The sequence below is a fragment of the Methylobacterium pseudosasicola genome, from assembly GCF_900114535.1.
GTDB classification, from domain to species: Bacteria; Pseudomonadota; Alphaproteobacteria; order Rhizobiales; family Beijerinckiaceae; genus Methylobacterium; species Methylobacterium pseudosasicola.
Map to the genome: position 1 here is coordinate 13,708 of NZ_FOTK01000001.1, position 18,256 is coordinate 31,963.

Consider the following 18,256-nt stretch of genomic DNA (forward strand, 5'->3'; position numbering starts at 1 on the left):
CCCCTCCCCCTTGCGGGGAGGGGGCAGGGGTGGGGGTGGTGCAGAAGGCACCACTGAGCCCCGTTCGGCACCACCCCCACCTCCGGCTCCTCCCCGCAAGGGGGAGGAGAGAGGGCGTACACCCTCCGAAGCCGGCTACAATTTCGCCTATCTGGACGAGGGCACGAAGCGGATGATCCGCCGGGCGATCCTCAAGGCGATCGCGGTGCCGGGCTACCAGGTGCCGTTCGCCTCCCGAGAGATGCCGATGCCCTACGGCTGGGGCACCGGCGGCGTGCAGGTCACGGCGGCGGTCCTGGGACGCGCGGACGTGCTCAAGGTGATCGACCAGGGGGCCGACGACACCACCAATGCGGTCTCGATCCGGCGCTTCTTCGCCCGCACCTCGGGGGTCGCCACCACCACCCGCACCACCGAGGCCACGATCATCCAGACCCGGCACCGCATCCCGGAGACGCCCCTGCGGGAGGGCCAAATTCTGGTCTACCAAGTGCCGATCCCCGAGCCCCTGCGCTTCCTCGAACCGCGCGAGACCGAGACCCGCCAGCTCCACGCGCTGGCCGAGTACGGGTCCATGCACGTGAAGCTCTACGAGGATATCAGCCGCCACGGGCACATCGCCACCACCTACGCCTACCCGGTGGAGGTCGCCGGCCGCTACGTGATGGACCCGTCGCCGACGCCGAAATTCGACAACCCCAAGATGGACCACAGCCCGGCGCTCCAGCTGTTCGGGGCGGGGCGCGAGCGGCGCATCTACGCGGTGCCGCCCTACACGTCGGTGCGCAGCCTCGATTTCGAGGACCACCCGTTCCGGGTGCAGCGCTTCGAACACCCCTGCGCCCTGTGCGGTGCCGAGGGCGTCTATCTCGACGAGATGCTGCTCGACGATGCCGGGCGGCGGATGTTCGTCTGCTCGGACACCGACCATTGCGAGGGGCGCCGCGCGGACGGCCATGTCGGCACGGGAGAGGCGGTATGACCGGTCTCACGGTCCGCCGGGCCGGAAGGCCCGACCTCCCCGCAATCCTCCCTCTCTACGCCGAGCTGAATGGCGGACGGGTGGCGACCCTTGGGCAAGCCGAGGCGCTCCTCGACCGCATGGTCACGGCCTATCCCGATTACGGGCTGTACGTCGCCGAGGTCGATGGCGCGATCGTCGGCACCTTCTGCCTCGTCATCCTCGACAACATCGCCCATTGGGGCATGCCGTCGGCCCTCGTCGAGAGCGTCGTGGTCTCGTCCGAATATCGCGGCGGCGGTCTCGGCCGGGCGATGATGCGGGAGGCGTTCCGCCTCGCCCAGGCCCGGGGCTGCTACAAGCTCGCCCTGTCCTCGAATGTCGACGCCAAGCCGGCGCACGCCTTCTACGAGAGCCTCGGCTTCGAGCGCTACGGTTACAGCTTCCGCCTTGATCCGCCCTTCGTGCCAGACGCCGCAGAGGTGACCCGATGAGCGAGCCCCTGCTTCAGGTCCGCGGCCTGACCAAGCGCTACGGCACGCGCCTCGCCTGCGCCGACGTGTCGTTCGACATCGATCCCGGCGAGGTACTGGCGATCGTGGGCGAGTCCGGCTCGGGCAAGTCGACGCTGCTCTCCCTCGTCGCCACCGAGCTCGCCCCGGATGCCGGGACGGTCTCCTACCGGATGCGCGACGACGTGCTGCGGGACCTCGCCGGTCTGAGCGAGGCCGAGCGCCGGGCGCTGATGCGCACCGATTGGGGCTTCGTGCGCCAGGACGCGGCCCAGGGCCTGCGCATGACGGTCTCGGCCGGCGGCAATGTCGGCGAGCGCCTGATGGGGCTTGGCGAGCGCCATTACGGCCGCATCCGCGGGCAGGCGCTCGACTGGCTCGGCCGGGTCGAGATCGCCGCCGACCGGATCGACGATCCGCCCACGCGCTTCTCCGGCGGCATGCGCCAGCGCCTGCAGATCGCCCGCAACCTCGTCACCGGCCCGCGCCTCGTGCTGATGGATGAGCCGACCTCGGGCCTCGACGTCTCGGTTCAGGCCCGGCTCCTCGACCTGATCCGGCGGCTCTCGGCCGAGCTCGGGCTCGCCGTGATCATCGTCACCCACGACCTCGCGGTGGCCCGCCTGCTGTCGCACCGGATCATGGTCATGCGCGCGGGCCGGGTGATCGAGACCGGCCTGACCGACCGGGTGCTCGACGACCCCGAGCACGCCTACACCCAGCTCCTCGTCTCCTCGGTGCTCGTCGCATGACCGCGCTTCTGACCTTCCAGGATGTGGCCAAGAGCTTCACCCTGCACCTGCGCGGCGGCGTCGTACTTCCCGTGGTGGGGGGCGTCAGCCTCTCGGTGGCGCCGGGCGAGTGCGTGGTGCTCGGCGGCCCCTCGGGAGCGGGCAAGTCCTCGCTCCTGAAAATGGCCTACGGCAACTATCGCTGCGATGCCGGCGCGATCCTGGTCCGCGACGGGGACGCCGTGGTGGACGTGGTGCGGGCCGATCCGCGGGTCATGCTGTCCCTGCGGGCGCGGGTCATCGCCTACGTGTCGCAGTTCCTGCGGGTGATCCCACGCGTGTCGGCCCTCGACGTGGTCGAGGCCGCCGGCCGCGAGGGCGGCTTGTCCGAGGATGAGGCCCGCGCACGGGCAAAAAACCTGCTGGCCCGGCTGAACCTGCCCGAGCGACTCTGGAGCCTGCCGCCCGCGACCTTCTCGGGGGGCGAGCAGCAGCGGGTGAACATCGCCCGGGGGCTGATCGCCGACCGGCCGCTGCTCCTGCTCGACGAGCCCACCGCGTCGCTGGATGCCAGCAACCGCGCCGTGGTGGCCGAGCTCGTCCGCGAGAAGCTGGCCGCCGGCGCCGGCGTGCTCGGCATCTTCCACGACAGCGAGATGCGCGATGCTGTGGCGACGCGAATCGTCGACGTGATGCGCTTCGCGCAAGCCCGGGCAGCCTAGCGCGTCGTGGCGGATATCGGAGCCGGCACGACGCGCTAGACTTTTGATTCCCATCGTCTTTTTCCGAAAGCCGGATGCCACCTTTCGGGACGATGCTCCAGAGGAGTTCCGATGAGCGACCTGATCCTCGAAAACGCGATCCTGGTCCTGCCGGACCGGGTCGAGCACGGCTGGCTCGCCGTGAGCGACGGCCGCATCGCGGAGATCGGCACCGGGCGCGCGCCCGAGCGCGGCCTCGACCTCGGCGGTGACCATCTGATCCCCGGGCTGATCGAGCTGCACACCGACCATCTCGAGAGCCACTTCGCGCCCCGGCCCAAGGTTCGCTGGCATCCCCTCGGCGCGGTGCTGGCCTACGACGCGCAGATCACCGCTTCGGGCATCACCACGGTGTTCGATTCGCTCCGCGCCGGCAGCGACCCCGACGGCAGCGGCCTCGGCTCCGAGCTGACGCAGCTCGCCGCGGCGATCGAGACCGCGCGCGCCAGCAACCTGTTCCGGGCCGAGCACTTCACGCATCTGCGCTGCGAATTGCCCTCCGCGGACGTGCTCGACACGGTGGCGGACTTCAAGGCGCGCTATCCGATCGGCCTTATCTCGCTGATGGATCACACCCCGGGTCAGCGCCAGTTCCGCGACATCGAGAAGTACTACACCTACGCCACGCGGGGCGGCCGCACGCTGGAAGAGGTCCGGGCCAACACCGAGCGCAAGATCCGGGACGGCCAAGCCCTCAACGGCCGCAACCGTCCGGCCCTGGTCCAGTTCGCGCAGGAGATGGGCATTCCCCTGGCGAGCCACGACGACACCACCCTGGCCGATGTCGAGCTCGCGGCCGGCGAGGGGGTTGCGCTAGCCGAGTTCCCGACCACCCTGGAGGCGGCCGAGGCCGCGCATGGGCGCGGGATCACCGTGATGATGGGCGCCCCGAACCTGATCCGCGGCGGCTCGCATTCCGGCAACGTCGCCGCCCTGGCGCTCGCCGAGGCCGGCCATCTCGACATCCTGTCGTCGGATTACGTGCCGGCGAGCCTGCTGATGGCGGCCTTCCTGTTGCCCGAGCAGGCCCCGGCGATCTCACTGCCGCAGGCCCTCGCCACCGTGACGGTCAATCCCGCCCGCGCCGCCGGCCTGACTGACCGCGGCGCCCTGCAGCCGGGCCTGCGGGCCGATCTGGTGCGGGTTCAGCGCGCCGAAGGGGTGCCGGTGGTCCGGAAGGTCTGGCGCGCCGGCCTGCGGGTCGCCTGATGGCGGGCTGCTTGGTCCTCGTGGTCGGCCCGAGCGGGGCCGGCAAGGATACGCTGATCCGGCTGGCCCGGGCGGCGCTCGCGGGCGACCCGCGCTACGTCTTCCCCCGGCGCCTCGTGACCCGGCCGCCCTCCGGCGACGAGGACAATGACGAGATCGACCCGGCCGCCTTCGCGCGCGGCTGCGCGGCCGGCGCCTTCACCCTGCATTGGCGCGCCCACGGGCTCGGCTACGCGATTCCCGCGCAGGCCGCCGATCTCGCCGCCGGCGGGCGTGTGGTCGTCTGCAACGTTTCGCGGCGGATCGTCGAGGAGGCCCGGGGACGCGGCCTGCCGGTCAGCGTCGTCGAGGTTACGGCACCGCCGGAGGTCCTGGCCAGCCGCATCGCCGCCCGGGGCCGGGCGGCGGACGGCGACCTCGTTGCGCGCCTGGCCCGGGAAGCCCGGGTCCGGGCCGACCTCGCCATCCTCAACACCGGCACGCCGGACGAAGCGGCGGCTCGGCTGATCGCGCATCTGCGCGCCTGCTAGGTCCTTTCGCGCGGGCCGAGGGCGGAAGCGGGCATGCCGGTTGTTGCGTCGAAAACAGAAAGGGCGCGTGCCGGTTACGGCTCACGCCCTCGAAGGATAGTCCGGGAGATTCGCTCCCAGGCCGCTTCTGTCGGCTCAGTACTAGAAGCCGCCGAACTTGTAGTTGAAGCCAGCGCGGACGATGCTGCCCTCGGTCCGGAAGCGCGAGATGTACGAGCCGTTGCCGACGCCAGGGATAGCGGCGACGAGCACGTTCTGGGTGCCGAGGTCGTAGTGCAGGTACTCGGCCTTGATGGTCACGGCGTCGTACTTGATGCCGAGATATTTGCCGACGGCGAAATAGTTCAGGAAGCTGTCGGTCGGGATGGCGAACTCGATGCCGCCGCCGTAAGCGAAGCCGGTCTTGAAGTCGTCATAGCGGCCAGCGAACTGCAGGGCACCGCCGGGGGTGTAGAAGTTGGCGTCGTGGAACACGTTGCCGTAGGCGAGACCGCCCATGCCGTAGACCATGACGCGGTCGAACGCGTAGCCGACGCGGCCGGTGAGGGTGCCGAGCCAGTCGAGGCTCTGGCGGAACTGGCTGATGTTCGGCGGGCCGCCGGCCACGTTGCCGGTGCCGAGGACGACACGGTTCTTGGTGATGTCCGTCCAGTCGATGCTGTTGGCGACGCCGACCACGAAGCCGGAGCCCGGCGTGAACTGATAGTTGTAGCCGGCGGTGCCGCCGATGTTGGCGATGCCGTCCTGCGAGGTCGAGGTCAGGAACGGACGGCGGCCGAGCGCCACGTTGGTGGCGTTGCCCGGCAGGACGCCGACGGTGGTGATGCGCTCGCGATCGGTGAAGGTGTAGGCCGACTCGAGACCTGCATAGAAGCCCGTCCAGGTGAAGACCGGCACCGGGGTGAAGACCGGCGGCGGCGCGGCGCGGCGCGGCAGGTCGGCCGCGACGGCGGCCGTCGAGACCAGGGCCGTCGCGGCGCTGGCGAGGAGGAGCTTCTTCATCATGTTTGCGAGACCCGGGTGACCAGTGGTTGTCGCAACTTAAGCTCGGCCGCGTCGGGTCCGCTATGCCCTGCAAGCCACACTGTGTCTCGAAAGTGTCCACCGAAATTGCCGATCATCAATATCCACGGCCTGCAAAGTGGTCGGTCGGCGCTTGACAGGTCGCCTCGCGCCGGGGTGCCCAGCGCGCCGGACCTTGATCGCAAGCGGCCGACCCTCTAAGCGAACCGCGTTTTTCGCCCCTGTTTATGCGTTCGGGGGCGGCCGACCAGGATCCGGGGAACAGCGTGGTCCCCGCCGCAGGAATGGGAATCATGGGCAAGGAAAAGTTCTCCCGCACCAAGCCGCACTGCAACATCGGCACGATTGGTCACGTTGACCACGGCAAGACGTCGCTGACGGCGGCGATCACGAAGGTCCTGGCGGAGACGGGCGGGGCGACGTTCACGGCCTACGACCAGATCGACAAGGCGCCGGAGGAGAAGGCGCGCGGGATCACGATCTCGACGGCGCACGTGGAGTACGAGACGGCCAACCGGCACTACGCCCACGTCGACTGCCCCGGCCACGCCGACTACGTGAAGAACATGATCACCGGCGCCGCCCAGATGGACGGCGCGATCCTGGTGGTGTCGGCGGCCGACGGCCCGATGCCGCAGACCCGCGAGCACATCCTGCTGGCCCGCCAGGTCGGCGTGCCGGCCCTGGTGGTGTTCCTCAACAAGGTCGACATGGTCGACGACGAGGAACTGCTGGAACTGGTCGAGCTGGAGGTGCGCGAGCTCCTGTCGAAGTACGACTTCCCGGGCGACGACATCCCGATCACCAAGGGCTCGGCGCTGATGGCGCTGGAGGACAAGGAGCCGAAGATCGGCAAGGAAGCCGTCCTGAAGCTGATGGAGACGGTGGACAGCTACATCCCGCAGCCGGAGCGCCCGATCGACCTGCCGTTCCTGATGCCGATCGAGGACGTGTTCTCGATCTCGGGCCGCGGCACGGTGGTGACCGGTCGCGTCGAGCGCGGCATCGTCAAGGTCGGCGAGACGGTGGAGATCGTCGGGATCCGGGCGACCACGACCACGACGGTGACCGGCGTGGAGATGTTCCGCAAGCTGCTCGACCAGGGCCAGGCGGGCGACAACGTCGGCGTACTGCTGCGCGGCACCAAGCGCGAGGACGTGGAGCGCGGCCAGGTCGTGTGCAAGCCGGGTTCGGTGAAGCCGCACACCAAGTTCAAGGCCGAAGCCTACATCCTGACCAAGGAGGAGGGTGGCCGCCACACGCCGTTCTTCACCAACTACCGGCCGCAATTCTACTTCCGGACCACGGACGTGACCGGGGTGTGCGAGCTGCCGGAAGGCACCGAAATGGTGATGCCGGGCGACAACGTGACCATGGACGTCACGCTGATCGTGCCGGTGGCCATGGAGGAGAAGCTGCGCTTCGCCATCCGCGAGGGCGGCCGCACCGTCGGCGCCGGCGTCGTCGCCGCCATCAACGACTGAGATCCCGTTGGGCTCGGTGCGTCGCCCGACGCGCCGAGCCGTCAGGTGGGTTCGATCGACTCGCGCCGGTCCCCGTTTCGACGGAGGCCGGCGTCGTCGTGTCGGGACCGCGCACCGAAGCCGTCACGAAGCCGGTTTTTAGCCTGTCGCCCCTTGAAAGCCCTGGCAAAGCTGTCGCAAACCTCTTGCAAGCGCCGCCGCGATCGGGCATTGGGCGGGACGCTAGGAGTGTAGCTCAACTGGTCAGAGCGCCGGTCTCCAAAACCGGAGGTTGCGGGTTCGAGTCCCTCCACTCCTGCCAGACTTCTCACACGGCCCTGCGCGGTCGCCCGGTCGACAAGCCGGCGGAGTTGCGCTAGAGCGGGCGCAATCCGAGATCTGAAGCGACCGTCGGTGCGGGCCCGTCCAGGCCCTCGGCGCCGGATGTTCGCGTTCCCGGAAGCTGGCCCTGCCTCGGGCTCGCGCACGCAAATAACACTGGCGCCATGGCATCGAACGAAGCGACCAAGAAGGTGGATGTGGCGCGCGGCGCAGCCCGCGGACCCGCGAATCCGCCGCCGGCCCGTCCGGCAACGCCCGCCCGGCCGCCGCAGAAGCGCGTGACCCCGGGCGAGTTCTTCTCCCAGGTCCGCGACGAGGCCCGCAAGGTCACCTGGCCGTCCCGCCGGGAGACCACGATCACCACCATCATGGTGTTCGTGATGGTCGTGGTCACGAGCCTGTTCTTCACGGTGGTGGACCAGGCCCTGCGCTTTGCGGTCGGGCTGGTACTCGGCCTCTAAGGGACGCCATCGATCGGGGGAGACCTCGCGGACTTGTCGGAGTTGAACGGAACCGTGTCGAAGCGCTGGTACATTGTCCACGCCTACTCGAACTTCGAGAACAAGGTCGCGCAGTCCATCAAGGACCAGGCGGCCCAGCGCGGGCTGACCGAGCTGTTCGACGAGGTGATGGTCCCGACGGAAAAGGTCGTCGAGGTGCGCCGCGGCCGGAAGGTCGATGCCGAGCGCAAGTTCTTCCCCGGCTACGTGTTGGTGAAGTGCGACCTGACTGACGAGGTCTATCACCTCATCAAGAACACCCCGAAGGTCACGGGCTTCCTCGGGGCCGACAAGTCGAAGCCGGTTCCGATCCCCGACGCCGAGGCGGAGCGGATCAAGGGTCAGGTTGCCGAGGGCGTCGATCGTCCGAAGCCGTCGATCGCGTTCGAGATCGGCGAGACCGTCCGGGTCGCCGACGGCCCGTTCGCGAGCTTCAACGGCACCGTCGAGGAGATCGACGAGGCCCGCTCCCGCCTCAAGGTGGCCGTGTCGATCTTCGGCCGCGCCACCCCGGTGGAGCTGGAATACGCCCAGGTCGAGAAGGCCTAAGGCCTCAAGAAATTCGGCGGCCGGCTTTTTGGCCGCCCACGCTCTTCCGGCCGGCGCTGCGCGTCGGTCGCGAAGCGGCCGTTCCCGCATAGGGGGCGGTCTCACACGCGGGAGATCCGCCCGGCCTCGCCTCCGGGATCCACGGCTCGCACCGCGACCTGCAATCGTCCGACCCGCCCGCGCTTAGGCAGCCCGGCGGCGGACGCAGTTTTGGGAGTTGTCCCATGGCGAAGAAGATCACGGGTTACGTGAAGCTTCAGGTCCCGGCCGGCGCGGCGAACCCGTCGCCCCCGATCGGCCCCGCGCTCGGTCAGCGCGGCCTCAACATCATGGAATTCTGCAAGGCCTTCAACGCGAAGACCGCGCAGATGGAGAAGGGGACCCCGATCCCGGTGATCATCACCGCGTATCAGGACCGCTCCTTCACCTTCGAGATGAAGCAGCCGCCGGTCACCTTCTTCCTGAAGAAGGCCGTCGGCCTGAAGATCGGCAAGAAGCCGGCTTCCGGCTCGAAGACCCCCGGTAAGGGCCCGTCCGTCGGCAAGATCTCCGAGGCGCAGCTGCGCGAGATCGCCGAGAAGAAGATGCCCGACCTCAATTGCGACTCGGTCGAAGCGGCCGTCGCCATGATCCGCGGCTCTGCCCGGGCCATGGGCCTCGAAATCACGGCCTGAGGGAGGACATCATGGCACGCGAAGGAAAGCGCATCCGCGCCGCCCGCGAGGGCATCGAGGTGACCAAGCTCTACCCGCTCGATGAGGCGATCAAGCTGGTCAAGGAGCGGGCGACCGCGAAGTTCGACGAGACCATCGAGGTCTCGATGAACCTCGGCGTCGATCCGCGTCACGCCGACCAGATGGTCCGCGGCGTCTGCAACCTGCCGAACGGCTCCGGCCGGACCGTCCGTGTGGCGGTCTTCGCCCGCGGCGCCAAGGCGGACGACGCCAAGGCGGCGGGTGCCGACATCGTCGGCGCTGAGGATCTCCTAGAGATCGTCCAGAGCGGCAAGATCGAGTTCGATCGGTGCATCGCCACCCCGGACATGATGCCGCTGGTCGGCCGTCTCGGTAAGGTGCTGGGCCCGCGCGGCCTTATGCCGAACCCGAAGGTCGGCACCGTCACCATGGACGTGAAGAGCGCCGTGGCCGGCGCCAAGGGCGGCTCGGTGGAGTTCCGCGTCGAGAAGGCCGGCATCGTCCATGCCGGCGTCGGCAAGGTCTCGTTCGATGCCGACAAGCTCGTCGAGAACATCAAGGCTTTTGCCGACGCGGTCGCTAAGGCGAAGCCCGCGGGCGCCAAGGGCACCTACGTCCAGCGCATCGCCGTCACCTCGACGATGGGCCCGGGCGTGAAGGTCGAGCCGAGCACGGTTCTGACCGCCTGAGGCTAAGCCTCGACTCAACGACGTTGCGAAGCGCCCGGCCGGAAACGGCCGGGCGTTTTTTGTTGCCTGTGCGGAAGGGGCCGACACGCTTCGAGGCGAGCCAATCCATCACATCATTCTCACCATCGAAGGGGGCGCCATTCTCTACGGCTGTGCTAGATAAGCCCCCATGCGCAGCACTGTCTCCGTCACGAACCGCCGACGCATCCTGTGCGTCTTCCCCGCATACACGCCGTCCTTCGGCACCTTCTCGCACGCCTACCCGCTCATGGGGGGCGTCAAGGCGTTCATGCCCCCGCAGGGCCTCCTGGTGATCGCGGCCTACATGCCGGAGAGCTGGGAATACCGCTTCATCGACGAGAACATCCGGCGCGCCTCCGCCCAGGATTTTGCCTGGGCCGATGCGGTGTTCATCTCCGGGATGCACATCCAGGAAGGCCAGATCCACGATATCGGCCGGCGTGCCCATGCGGCCGGCAAGGTCGCGGCCTTGGGCGGCCCCTCGGTGTCCGGCGCTCGGGAAAAGTATCCGGATTTCGACTATCTCCACGTCGGCGAAATCGGCGACGCCACCGACCGGCTGATCGAGCGCCTCGACGCCGACGTCACCCGGCCGCACCAGCAGGTGGTGTTCGAGACCGGTGAGCGCTTGGCGCTCTCCGATTTTCCGGCCCCGGCCTACGAGGCGGCGCCGCTCAAGCGCTACCTGATCGGCTCGCTGCAATTCTCCTCGGGCTGCCCGTATCGCTGCGAGTTCTGCGACATCCCGCAGCTCTACGGGCGCCAGCCCCGGCTGAAGAGCCCCGAGCAGATGTGCGCCGAGCTCGACGCCATCATCAGCCAGCCCGGGCATCCGGCGGTGGTCTACTTCGTCGACGACAACTTCATCGCCAACCGCAAGGCCACCCGCGAGATGCTGCCGCACCTCGTCGCCTGGCAGAAGAAGAACAACTACCCGCTCCAGTTCGCCTGCGAGGCGACCCTGAACATGGCCAAGCAGCCCGAGATCCTCGAGCTGATGCGGGAGGCCAACTTCATGACCGTGTTCGTCGGCATCGAGACGCCGGAGGCGGACGCGCTCAAGGGCATCGACAAGACCCACAACGCCGCCGTGCCGATGTACGAGGCCATCTCGACCCTCAATTCCTACGGGCTCGAAGTCACCTCGGGCATCATCCTGGGGCTCGATACCGACAGCGACAAGTCCGAGCAGAACCTGATCGACTTCATCGACAAGTCGGCGATCCCGGTGCTGACCATCAACCTGCTCCAGGCCCTGCCCAAGACTCCGCTGTGGGATCGGCTGGAGCGCGAGGGCCGGCTGGTCCACGACGCGGCGCTCGAATCGAACGTCCTGTTCAAGCGTCCGCACGACACCGTGGTGGCGAGCTGGCGCCGGGCGATCGCCCATGCCTACGAGCCGGAGCAGCTGTTCGCCCGGTTCAAGCACCAGTGTGAGACCACCTACCCGAATCGGATCGTGACGCCGACCAAGGGCAAGCTGACCTTCACGAACCTGCGCCGCGGCCTGATTCTCGGCTTCAACATCATCACCCGGGTCGGGCTGGTCTCGGACTACCGCAGGCCGTTCTGGAGTGCCGCGGGCTACGCCCTGAAGCGCGGGCAGATCGAGGCGGTGTTCAACATGGGCTTCGTCGCCCACCACCTGATCCGCTTCACCCGCGAGGCCCTGCGCGGCGAGCACAACGCCTCGTTCTATGCCGCGAAGGCTGCCGAGGCGGAGGATGCGAGGCGGCGCACGTGGTGGGAGAATGCCTGGCGCAAGCTGGCGCCCGAACGCGAGGCGGCTTAGCTTCACGCGTCACAGCCTCCGCAGCATGGAAGCGTGGTCATGGCCGATATCGATTTGAGCCCGGATCTCGACCGCTTCGTCGAGAAACAGGTGAGGACGGGCCGGTTTCGCGATGCCGCCGAGGTGGTGACGGCTGGATTGCGCCTCCTAGAGCAAAGTCTTGCCGACGAACCTGATCACCGGAAGACCCTGCTGACTGCGATCGTCACGGCCTTCGACGACCCCCGTCCGGGCCTTCCCGCCAAGGAGGTGTTCGAGCGTCTGGAAGACCGGCATGCGCGTCGGAGCAGGGGCGGCCGTGAGCCTTGAGGTCACGCTGCAGGCCGGCGCGGTAGCCGATCTCGATGACCTCTACGACCATATCGCGCAGGACAGCCCTGAACGGGCGATCGGTTTCATCCGTCGGATTCGTGGGCGCTGCGAGCGGCTGTCTGCGATGCCAAGGGCCGGCCGGGCTCGCAACGATCTGCGAATCGGCCTTCGGCTCGTCGCCTTCGAACGCCGTGTCGTGATCGCCTATGCACTGCGGGAAGACCGAATTGACATCCTGCGTATCCTCTATCGCGGGCGCGACGTCGATACGCTGCTTGGTGAGGCCGAAGGCGACGATTGATCGATGCCCAATGTCCCAAGCCGATCTCTCTCGCGGGCCCTTGCCTGCGGCGGAAAAGTCGCGCTTCGGCTCTTGGCAGGCGGCTTGCTAGCCTCTATACACCGCGCCTTACGCATTTCATCCTCACGGAAGGAGACGGCCAATCGGCCGGTTTCCGCATGAAATGTCGCCCGGGCGACCGGGTGGCAAAGGTCGGCAGGATCCAGAGGGCGATGAGCCCCGCGGAGCCTTGTCCGGCCATGTCCTGTCCGAGACTGCAGGTGCCGGTTCGCTGGCTTAATCCGAGACCAGCCTGCACAGACGGGGAAGACCGAACTTAGGAAAAGCCTCGCCTCGGCAAACGCCGCGGAGGGGTGTCGGTTTGAACCAACTCACCCGAAGCGACCCTCAGGGGCCCGTGCGGGGACAGGGCCGCGAAGCGTCGTTCGGACGTTCCCGGTCTTTTGAAGGCCGAGACCACGTCCGGGCGGCATGTGCAACCGGCGGACCCGAGATCGGGTTCCGCCAACCGGAGAGAGCCCAGTGGACCGGACAGCAAAAGCTGACCTCGTCTCGACGCTCAACGGCGTGTTCAATCAGAGCGCCGTCGTCGTCGTGGCCCACTACAAGGGCCTCACGGTGGCCGACATGCAGAAGCTGCGTTCGCAGATGAAGCAGGCCGGCGCCACCGTGAAGGTCGCCAAGAACAGCCTCGCCGGCATCGCACTCGATGGTACGGACGTCGCCTCCATCAAGCCGCTCCTGAAGGGCCCGACCCTGCTCGCCTATTCGGGCGATCCGGTCGCAGCCGCCAAGATCGCGGTGGATTTCGCCAAGACGAACGACAAGCTCGTGATTCTCGGCGGCGCGATGGGGAAGACAACCCTGAACCCGGACGGCGTGAAGGCCCTCGCCTCGCTCCCGTCCCTCGACGAACTGCGCGCCAAGATCGTGGGCCTCGTACAGGCGCCCGCGACCAAGATCGCTCAGGTCGTCAATGCGCCGGCGGCCAAGCTCGCCCGCGTGTTCGGGGCCTATGCCACCAAGGACGAGGCCGCCTGAGGCCCTTCAAAAACCATTCGTTCGAACCGATATCTGTAGAGGAATAGAAAATGGCTGATCTTGCCAAGCTCGTCGACGACCTGTCCTCGCTGACCGTGCTCGAGGCCGCCGACCTGGCCAAGCTGCTCGAAGAGAAGTGGGGCGTCTCGGCTGCCGCCGCCGTCTCCGTCGCTGCCGGCCCGGCCGCCGGTGGCGCTGCCGCCGCCGTCGAGGAGCAGACCGAGTTCACCGTCGTCCTGGCCGCGGCCGGCGACAAGAAGATCGAGGTCATTAAGGAGGTCCGCGCGATCACCGGCCTCGGCCTCAAGGAGGCCAAGGACCTGGTCGAGGGCGCTCCGAAGCCGGTCAAGGAAGGCGTCGCCAAGGACGAGGCCGAGAAGCTCAAGGCTCAGCTCGAGAAGGCTGGCGCCAAGGTCGAGCTCAAGTAAGTCGACGATGGGCCGGCCCCGGCCCATCACCCCACGGAGGTCCGATTCGGGCCTGTCGTGACTGGAGCCCGCGGGTGCAGCACCCGCGGGCTTTAGGCCGCTTCGGCGGACGGCTCCGGACGGGAGCCTAGAGAGATTCGGTTCGGTGGCGCGGTCCGGCGGGGCGCGCGTTACGGCCCGGCGCGGGAGGTCCCTTTCGGGAACGCTTCCCCGGGCGCGAGGCACGCGGGATGGAGCGAGTTCACATGGCCAACACGCTGGTCGGTCGCAAGCGCATTCGGAAGTTCTTCGGCAAGATCAAGGAAGTCGCCGAGATGCCGAACCTCATCGAGGTTCAGAAGGCATCCTACGATCAGTTCCTCATGGTCGACGAGCCGGAGGGCGGCCGCGGCGATGAAGGCCTCCAGAGCGTGTTCAAGTCGGTGTTCCCGATCTCGGACTTCGCCTCGACGGCCCTGCTCGAGTTCGTGCGCTACACGTTCGAGCAGCCGAAATACGACGTGGACGAGTGTCGCCAGCGCGGCATCACCTTCGCGGCCCCGCTGAAGGTGACCCTGCGGCTGATCGTGTTCGATGTCGATCCGGACACCCAGGCCAAGTCGGTCAAGGACATCAAGGAGCAGGACGTCTACATGGGCGACATGCCCCTGATGACGGAGAACGGCACCTTCATCGTCAACGGCACCGAGCGTGTGATCGTCTCGCAGATGCACCGCTCGCCGGGCGTGTTCTTCGATCACGACAAGGGCAAGACCCACTCCTCGGGCAAGCTCCTGTTTGCCGCCCGCATCATCCCGTATCGCGGCTCCTGGCTCGACGTCGAGTTCGACGCCAAGGACATCGTGCACGTCCGCATCGACCGGAAGCGCAAGCTGCCGGCGACCTCGCTGCTCTACGCGCTCGGCCTCGATGGCGAAGAGATCCTGTCGACCTTCTACAACCGCGTGGTCTACGACCGCGACGGCGCCGAGTGGCGCGTGCCGTTCGATCCCGAGCGGATGAAGGGCATGAAGGCCACCGTCGACCTGATCGACGCCGATTCCGGCGAGGTCGTGCTCGAGGCCGGCAAGAAGCTCAACGCCCGCAACGCCCGTCAGATCACCGACAAGGGCACCAAGTTCCTCAAGGCGACCGACGAGGATCTGGTCGGCCAGTACATCGCCGAGGACCTGGTCAACGCCGAGACCGGCGAGATCTGGGCGGAGGCCGGTGAGGAGATTTCCGAGAAGCTCCTGAAGAGCCTGGATGAGGTCGGCATCACCGAGCTCCCGGTGCTCGACATCGACCACGTGAATGTCGGTCCCTACATCCGCAACACGCTCGCGGTGGACAAGAACTCCAACCGCGAAGGCGCGCTGTTCGACATCTACCGGGTCATGCGTCCCGGCGAGCCGCCGACGCTCGACACCGCCGAGGCGATGTTCCACTCGCTGTTCTTCGATTCCGAGCGCTACGACCTCTCCGCGGTTGGCCGCGTGAAGATGAACATGCGCCTCGACCTCGACGCCGCCGACACCGTCCGGACCCTCCGCAAGGAGGACATGCTGGCGGTGGTCAAGGCGCTGGTGGAGCTGCGCGACGGCAAGGGCGAGATCGACGACATCGATCACCTCGGCAACCGCCGGGTGCGCTCGGTCGGCGAGCTCATGGAGAACCAATACCGCCTCGGGCTGCTCCGCATGGAGCGCGCGATCCGCGAGCGCATGAGCCAGGTCGATATCGACACGGTGATGCCGCAGGACCTGATCAACGCCAAGCCGGCGGCGGCGGCGGTGCGCGAGTTCTTCGGCTCGTCGCAGCTCTCGCAGTTCATGGATCAGACCAACCCGCTCTCCGAGGTGACGCACAAGCGCCGCCTCTCGGCGCTCGGCCCAGGCGGTCTGACCCGCGAGCGCGCCGGGTTCGAGGTGCGCGACGTGCACCCGACCCACTATGGCCGCATCTGCCCGATCGAGACGCCGGAAGGCCCGAACATCGGTCTGATCAACTCGCTGGCGACCTTCGCCCGGGTGAACAAGTACGGCTTCATCGAGACCCCGTTCCGCCGCGTGCGCGACGGCGTGGTCACCAATGAGGTCGCCTACCTCTCGGCCATGGAGGAGGCGAAGTACTACGTCGCCCAGGCCAACGCCCAGATGGACGAGAACAAGAAGCTGACGGAAGACCTCGTGGTCTGCCGCCGGGCCGGCGACGTGATCGTCGTGGGGCCTGAGCGCGTCGACCTCATGGACGTCTCGCCCAAGCAGCTCGTCTCGGTGGCCGCGGCGCTGATCCCGTTCCTGGAGAACGACGACGCCAACCGCGCCCTCATGGGCTCGAACATGCAGCGGCAGGCCGTGCCGCTGGTCCGCGCCGATGCGCCGTTCGTCGGCACCGGCATGGAGGCGGTGGTCGCCCGCGATTCCGGCGCGGCCATCGCGGCGCGCCGCTCCGGCATCGTCGATCAGGTGGATGCCACCCGTATCGTCATCCGGGCCACCGAGGAGGCCGACGCCACCAAGCCGGGCGTCGACATCTACCGCCTGCAAAAGTTCCAGCGCTCCAACCAGTCGACCTGCATCACGCAGAAGCCGCTGGTCCGCGTCGGTGAGCCGGTGAAGAAGGGCGAGATCATCGCCGACGGCCCGTCGACGGAGTTCGGCGAGCTGGCGCTTGGCCGGAACGTGCTCGTCGCGTTCATGCCGTGGAACGGCTACAACTTCGAAGATTCGATCCTGCTCTCCGAGCGGATCGTGAAGGATGACGTGTTCACCTCGATCCACATCGAGGAGTTCGAGGTGATGGCTCGCGACACCAAGCTCGGGCCGGAGGAAATCACCCGCGACATCCCGAACGTCTCCGAGGAAGCGCTCAAGAACCTCGACGAGGCCGGCATCGTCTATATCGGTGCCGAGGTGAATGCCGGCGACATCCTGGTTGGCAAGATCACCCCGAAGGGCGAGAGCCCGATGACGCCGGAGGAGAAGCTCCTGCGCGCCATCTTCGGCGAGAAGGCCTCGGACGTGCGCGACACCTCCCTGCGGGTGCCGCCGGGCGTCACCGGCACGATCGTCGAGGTCCGGGTGTTCAACCGCCACGGCGTGGACAAGGACGAGCGCGCCCAGGCGATTGAGCGCGAGGAGATCGAGCGGCTCGCCAAGGACCGCGACGACGAGCAGGCGATCCTCGACCGCAACACCTACGCCCGCCTGGCGGACGTGCTGATCGGCCAGGCGCCGGTGGCCGGCCCGAAGGGCTTCAAGAAGGACACCACGCTCACCCGCGAGCTGATCAACGACTACCCGCGCTCGCAATGGTGGCAGTTCGCCGTCATCGACGACCGTCTCATGACCGAGATGGAAGCGATGCAGAAGCAGTACGACGAGTCGAAGAAGCGCCTGGAGCAGCGCTTCCTCGACAAGGTCGAGAAGCTGCAGCGCGGCGACGAGCTGCCCCCCGGCGTCATGAAGATGGTCAAGGTCTTCGTGGCGGTGAAGCGCAAGATCCAGCCGGGCGACAAGATGGCCGGCCGTCACGGCAACAAGGGTGTCGTGTCGCGGATCGTGCCGATCGAGGACATGCCGTTCCTGGAAGACGGGACCCATGCCGACATCGTTCTCAACCCGCTGGGCGTGCCCTCGCGCATGAACGTTGGCCAGATCCTGGAAACCCATCTGGGCTGGGCGGCTGCGGGCCTGGGTCGCAAGGTCTCCAAGGCGGTGGATGCCTATTTGAAGTCGCATGACATCGCACCGCTGCGTCAGGAGATGGAGGCGATCTACTCGCCGGGCGAGCTCGATGGCCTGACCGACGAGGAGTTGGCCGAGGCCGGCAACAACGTCCGTCGCGGCGTGCCGATGGCCACGCCGGTGTTCAACGGGGCCAAGGAGGCCGACATCGAGCAGATGCTCGAGATGGCCGGCCTCGACCGCTCGGCGCAGTCGACGCTCTACGACGGCCGCACCGGTGAGCCTTTCGACCGCAAGGTGACGATGGGCTACATCTACATGCTGAAGCTGCACCACCTCGTGGACGACAAGATCCACGCCCGGTCGATCGGCCCGTACTCGCTCGTCACCCAGCAGCCGCTGGGCGGCAAGGCGCAGTTCGGCGGTCAGCGCTTCGGCGAGATGGAGGTCTGGGCGCTGGAGGCCTACGGCGCGGCCTACACGCTGCAGGAGATGCTCACGGTGAAGTCGGACGACGTGGCCGGCCGCACCAAGGTCTACGAGGCGATCGTCCGCGGCGACGACACCTTCGAGGCCGGCATCCCCGAATCGTTCAACGTGCTCGTCAAGGAGATGCGCTCGCTCGGCCTCAACGTCGAGCTGACGTCCTCCAAGAAGGCCGCGAACGATCAGCTGGAGCCGCCGGCCGACGCCGCCGAGTAGCGGTCGTCGCACAAACACCTCCCGTG

17 protein-coding genes, 1 tRNA gene and 1 pseudogene are annotated in these 18,256 nt (G+C 67.6%); 18 read left to right on the top strand and 1 reads right to left on the bottom strand.

Annotated elements, in window-relative coordinates:
* Positions 1 to 130: 130 nt before the first annotated feature.
* The 6 genes and pseudogenes from BM228_RS00080 to phnN all read left to right on the top strand — a co-directional run.
* Positions 131 to 982, top strand: a pseudogene (locus tag BM228_RS00080) (alpha-D-ribose 1-methylphosphonate 5-phosphate C-P-lyase PhnJ); the annotation flags it as partial.
* Positions 979 to 1,455, top strand: coding sequence for a GNAT family N-acetyltransferase (locus tag BM228_RS00085; protein WP_092036033.1), 477 nt, complete (start codon positions 979 to 981; stop codon positions 1,453 to 1,455). The pseudogene BM228_RS00080 and the gene BM228_RS00085, both read left to right, overlap by 4 nt.
* Positions 1,452 to 2,225 (top strand): phosphonate C-P lyase system protein PhnK, encoded by a 774-nt coding sequence (gene phnK, locus BM228_RS00090; RefSeq protein ID WP_092036035.1) that lies wholly within the window; start codon positions 1,452 to 1,454, stop codon positions 2,223 to 2,225. The genes BM228_RS00085 and phnK overlap by 4 nt, the downstream gene beginning before the upstream one ends.
* Positions 2,222 to 2,926, top strand: coding sequence for a phosphonate C-P lyase system protein PhnL (phnL, locus tag BM228_RS00095; protein WP_092036037.1), 705 nt, complete (start codon positions 2,222 to 2,224; stop codon positions 2,924 to 2,926). Before phnK ends, phnL begins: the two co-directional genes overlap by 4 nt.
* Positions 2,927 to 3,037: 111 nt before the next feature.
* On the top strand, positions 3,038 to 4,174 hold the full coding sequence (locus BM228_RS00100; protein WP_092036039.1) for an alpha-D-ribose 1-methylphosphonate 5-triphosphate diphosphatase: 1,137 nt from the start codon (positions 3,038 to 3,040) through the stop codon (positions 4,172 to 4,174).
* Positions 4,174 to 4,704: a phosphonate metabolism protein/1,5-bisphosphokinase (PRPP-forming) PhnN gene (gene phnN / locus BM228_RS00105; RefSeq protein WP_092036041.1), complete on the top strand. Its 531-nt coding sequence runs from the start codon at positions 4,174 to 4,176 to the stop codon at positions 4,702 to 4,704. Before BM228_RS00100 ends, phnN begins: the two co-directional genes overlap by 1 nt.
* Before the next feature lie 141 nt (positions 4,705 to 4,845).
* Here phnN and BM228_RS00110 read toward each other — a convergent pair whose 3' ends face one another.
* A complete protein-coding gene (locus BM228_RS00110; RefSeq protein ID WP_092036043.1) occupies positions 4,846 to 5,709 on the bottom strand; it encodes an outer membrane protein in 864 nt (287 codons plus the stop codon).
* Between the two features lie 311 nt (positions 5,710 to 6,020).
* On the opposite strand from BM228_RS00110, the gene tuf reads away from it, so the two are divergent.
* The 12 genes from tuf to rpoB all read left to right on the top strand — a co-directional run bounded on the left by tuf (position 6,021) and on the right by rpoB (position 18,230).
* On the top strand, positions 6,021 to 7,211 hold the full coding sequence (gene tuf / locus BM228_RS00115; protein WP_092036688.1) for an elongation factor Tu: 1,191 nt from the start codon (positions 6,021 to 6,023) through the stop codon (positions 7,209 to 7,211).
* A gap of 224 nt (positions 7,212 to 7,435) precedes the next feature.
* A tRNA-Trp gene (locus BM228_RS00120) sits at positions 7,436 to 7,512 on the top strand.
* Positions 7,513 to 7,696: 184 nt separating this feature from the next.
* Positions 7,697 to 7,993, top strand: coding sequence for a preprotein translocase subunit SecE (secE, locus tag BM228_RS00125; RefSeq protein ID WP_092036045.1), 297 nt, complete (start codon positions 7,697 to 7,699; stop codon positions 7,991 to 7,993).
* A gap of 54 nt (positions 7,994 to 8,047) precedes the next feature.
* A complete protein-coding gene (gene nusG, locus BM228_RS00130; protein WP_007566056.1) occupies positions 8,048 to 8,581 on the top strand; it encodes a transcription termination/antitermination protein NusG in 534 nt (177 codons plus the stop codon).
* 224 nt (positions 8,582 to 8,805) lie between these two features.
* Positions 8,806 to 9,255: a 50S ribosomal protein L11 gene (gene rplK, locus BM228_RS00135; protein ID WP_007566054.1), complete on the top strand. Its 450-nt coding sequence runs from the start codon at positions 8,806 to 8,808 to the stop codon at positions 9,253 to 9,255.
* An 11-nt stretch (positions 9,256 to 9,266) separates the two neighbouring features.
* Positions 9,267 to 9,965: a 50S ribosomal protein L1 gene (gene rplA / locus BM228_RS00140; RefSeq protein ID WP_058194670.1), complete on the top strand. Its 699-nt coding sequence runs from the start codon at positions 9,267 to 9,269 to the stop codon at positions 9,963 to 9,965.
* A gap of 169 nt (positions 9,966 to 10,134) precedes the next feature.
* The gene (locus tag BM228_RS00145) at positions 10,135 to 11,778 is read left to right on the top strand and encodes a B12-binding domain-containing radical SAM protein (RefSeq protein WP_092036047.1); all 1,644 of its coding nucleotides are present in this window, start codon (positions 10,135 to 10,137) and stop codon (positions 11,776 to 11,778) included.
* A gap of 39 nt (positions 11,779 to 11,817) precedes the next feature.
* On the top strand, positions 11,818 to 12,087 hold the full coding sequence (locus BM228_RS00150; RefSeq protein ID WP_092036049.1) for a type II toxin-antitoxin system ParD family antitoxin: 270 nt from the start codon (positions 11,818 to 11,820) through the stop codon (positions 12,085 to 12,087).
* Entirely contained in the window at positions 12,077 to 12,391 is a 315-nt protein-coding gene (locus tag BM228_RS00155) for a type II toxin-antitoxin system RelE/ParE family toxin (RefSeq protein WP_208611962.1), read from the top strand. The genes BM228_RS00150 and BM228_RS00155 overlap by 11 nt, the downstream gene beginning before the upstream one ends.
* Before the next feature lie 522 nt (positions 12,392 to 12,913).
* Complete coding sequence (gene rplJ / locus BM228_RS00160; protein ID WP_092036053.1) at positions 12,914 to 13,432, top strand: 50S ribosomal protein L10; 519 nt, start codon at positions 12,914 to 12,916, stop codon at positions 13,430 to 13,432.
* A gap of 50 nt (positions 13,433 to 13,482) precedes the next feature.
* Positions 13,483 to 13,860: a 50S ribosomal protein L7/L12 gene (gene rplL / locus BM228_RS00165; RefSeq protein ID WP_092036055.1), complete on the top strand. Its 378-nt coding sequence runs from the start codon at positions 13,483 to 13,485 to the stop codon at positions 13,858 to 13,860.
* A gap of 245 nt (positions 13,861 to 14,105) precedes the next feature.
* Positions 14,106 to 18,230: a DNA-directed RNA polymerase subunit beta gene (gene rpoB, locus BM228_RS00170; RefSeq protein ID WP_092036056.1), complete on the top strand. Its 4,125-nt coding sequence runs from the start codon at positions 14,106 to 14,108 to the stop codon at positions 18,228 to 18,230.
* Positions 18,231 to 18,256 lie beyond the last annotated feature (26 nt).

Coding starts and splice junctions, on each gene's coding strand:
- phnL (WP_092036037.1), top strand. CDS start 2,222: ATGACCGCGCTTCTGACCTTCCAGGATGTGGCCAAGAGCTTCACCCTG.
- rplK (WP_007566054.1), top strand. CDS start 8,806: ATGGCGAAGAAGATCACGGGTTACGTGAAGCTTCAGGTCCCGGCCGGC.
- BM228_RS00110 (WP_092036043.1), bottom strand. CDS start 5,709: ATGATGAAGAAGCTCCTCCTCGCCAGCGCCGCGACGGCCCTGGTCTCG.
- secE (WP_092036045.1), top strand. CDS start 7,697: ATGGCATCGAACGAAGCGACCAAGAAGGTGGATGTGGCGCGCGGCGCA.
- BM228_RS00145 (WP_092036047.1), top strand. CDS start 10,135: ATGCGCAGCACTGTCTCCGTCACGAACCGCCGACGCATCCTGTGCGTC.
- rpoB (WP_092036056.1), top strand. CDS start 14,106: ATGGCCAACACGCTGGTCGGTCGCAAGCGCATTCGGAAGTTCTTCGGC.
- rplA (WP_058194670.1), top strand. CDS start 9,267: ATGGCACGCGAAGGAAAGCGCATCCGCGCCGCCCGCGAGGGCATCGAG.
- phnN (WP_092036041.1), top strand. CDS start 4,174: ATGGCGGGCTGCTTGGTCCTCGTGGTCGGCCCGAGCGGGGCCGGCAAG.
- phnK (WP_092036035.1), top strand. CDS start 1,452: ATGAGCGAGCCCCTGCTTCAGGTCCGCGGCCTGACCAAGCGCTACGGC.
- rplL (WP_092036055.1), top strand. CDS start 13,483: ATGGCTGATCTTGCCAAGCTCGTCGACGACCTGTCCTCGCTGACCGTG.
- BM228_RS00085 (WP_092036033.1), top strand. CDS start 979: ATGACCGGTCTCACGGTCCGCCGGGCCGGAAGGCCCGACCTCCCCGCA.
- tuf (WP_092036688.1), top strand. CDS start 6,021: ATGGGCAAGGAAAAGTTCTCCCGCACCAAGCCGCACTGCAACATCGGC.
- BM228_RS00150 (WP_092036049.1), top strand. CDS start 11,818: ATGGCCGATATCGATTTGAGCCCGGATCTCGACCGCTTCGTCGAGAAA.
- BM228_RS00100 (WP_092036039.1), top strand. CDS start 3,038: ATGAGCGACCTGATCCTCGAAAACGCGATCCTGGTCCTGCCGGACCGG.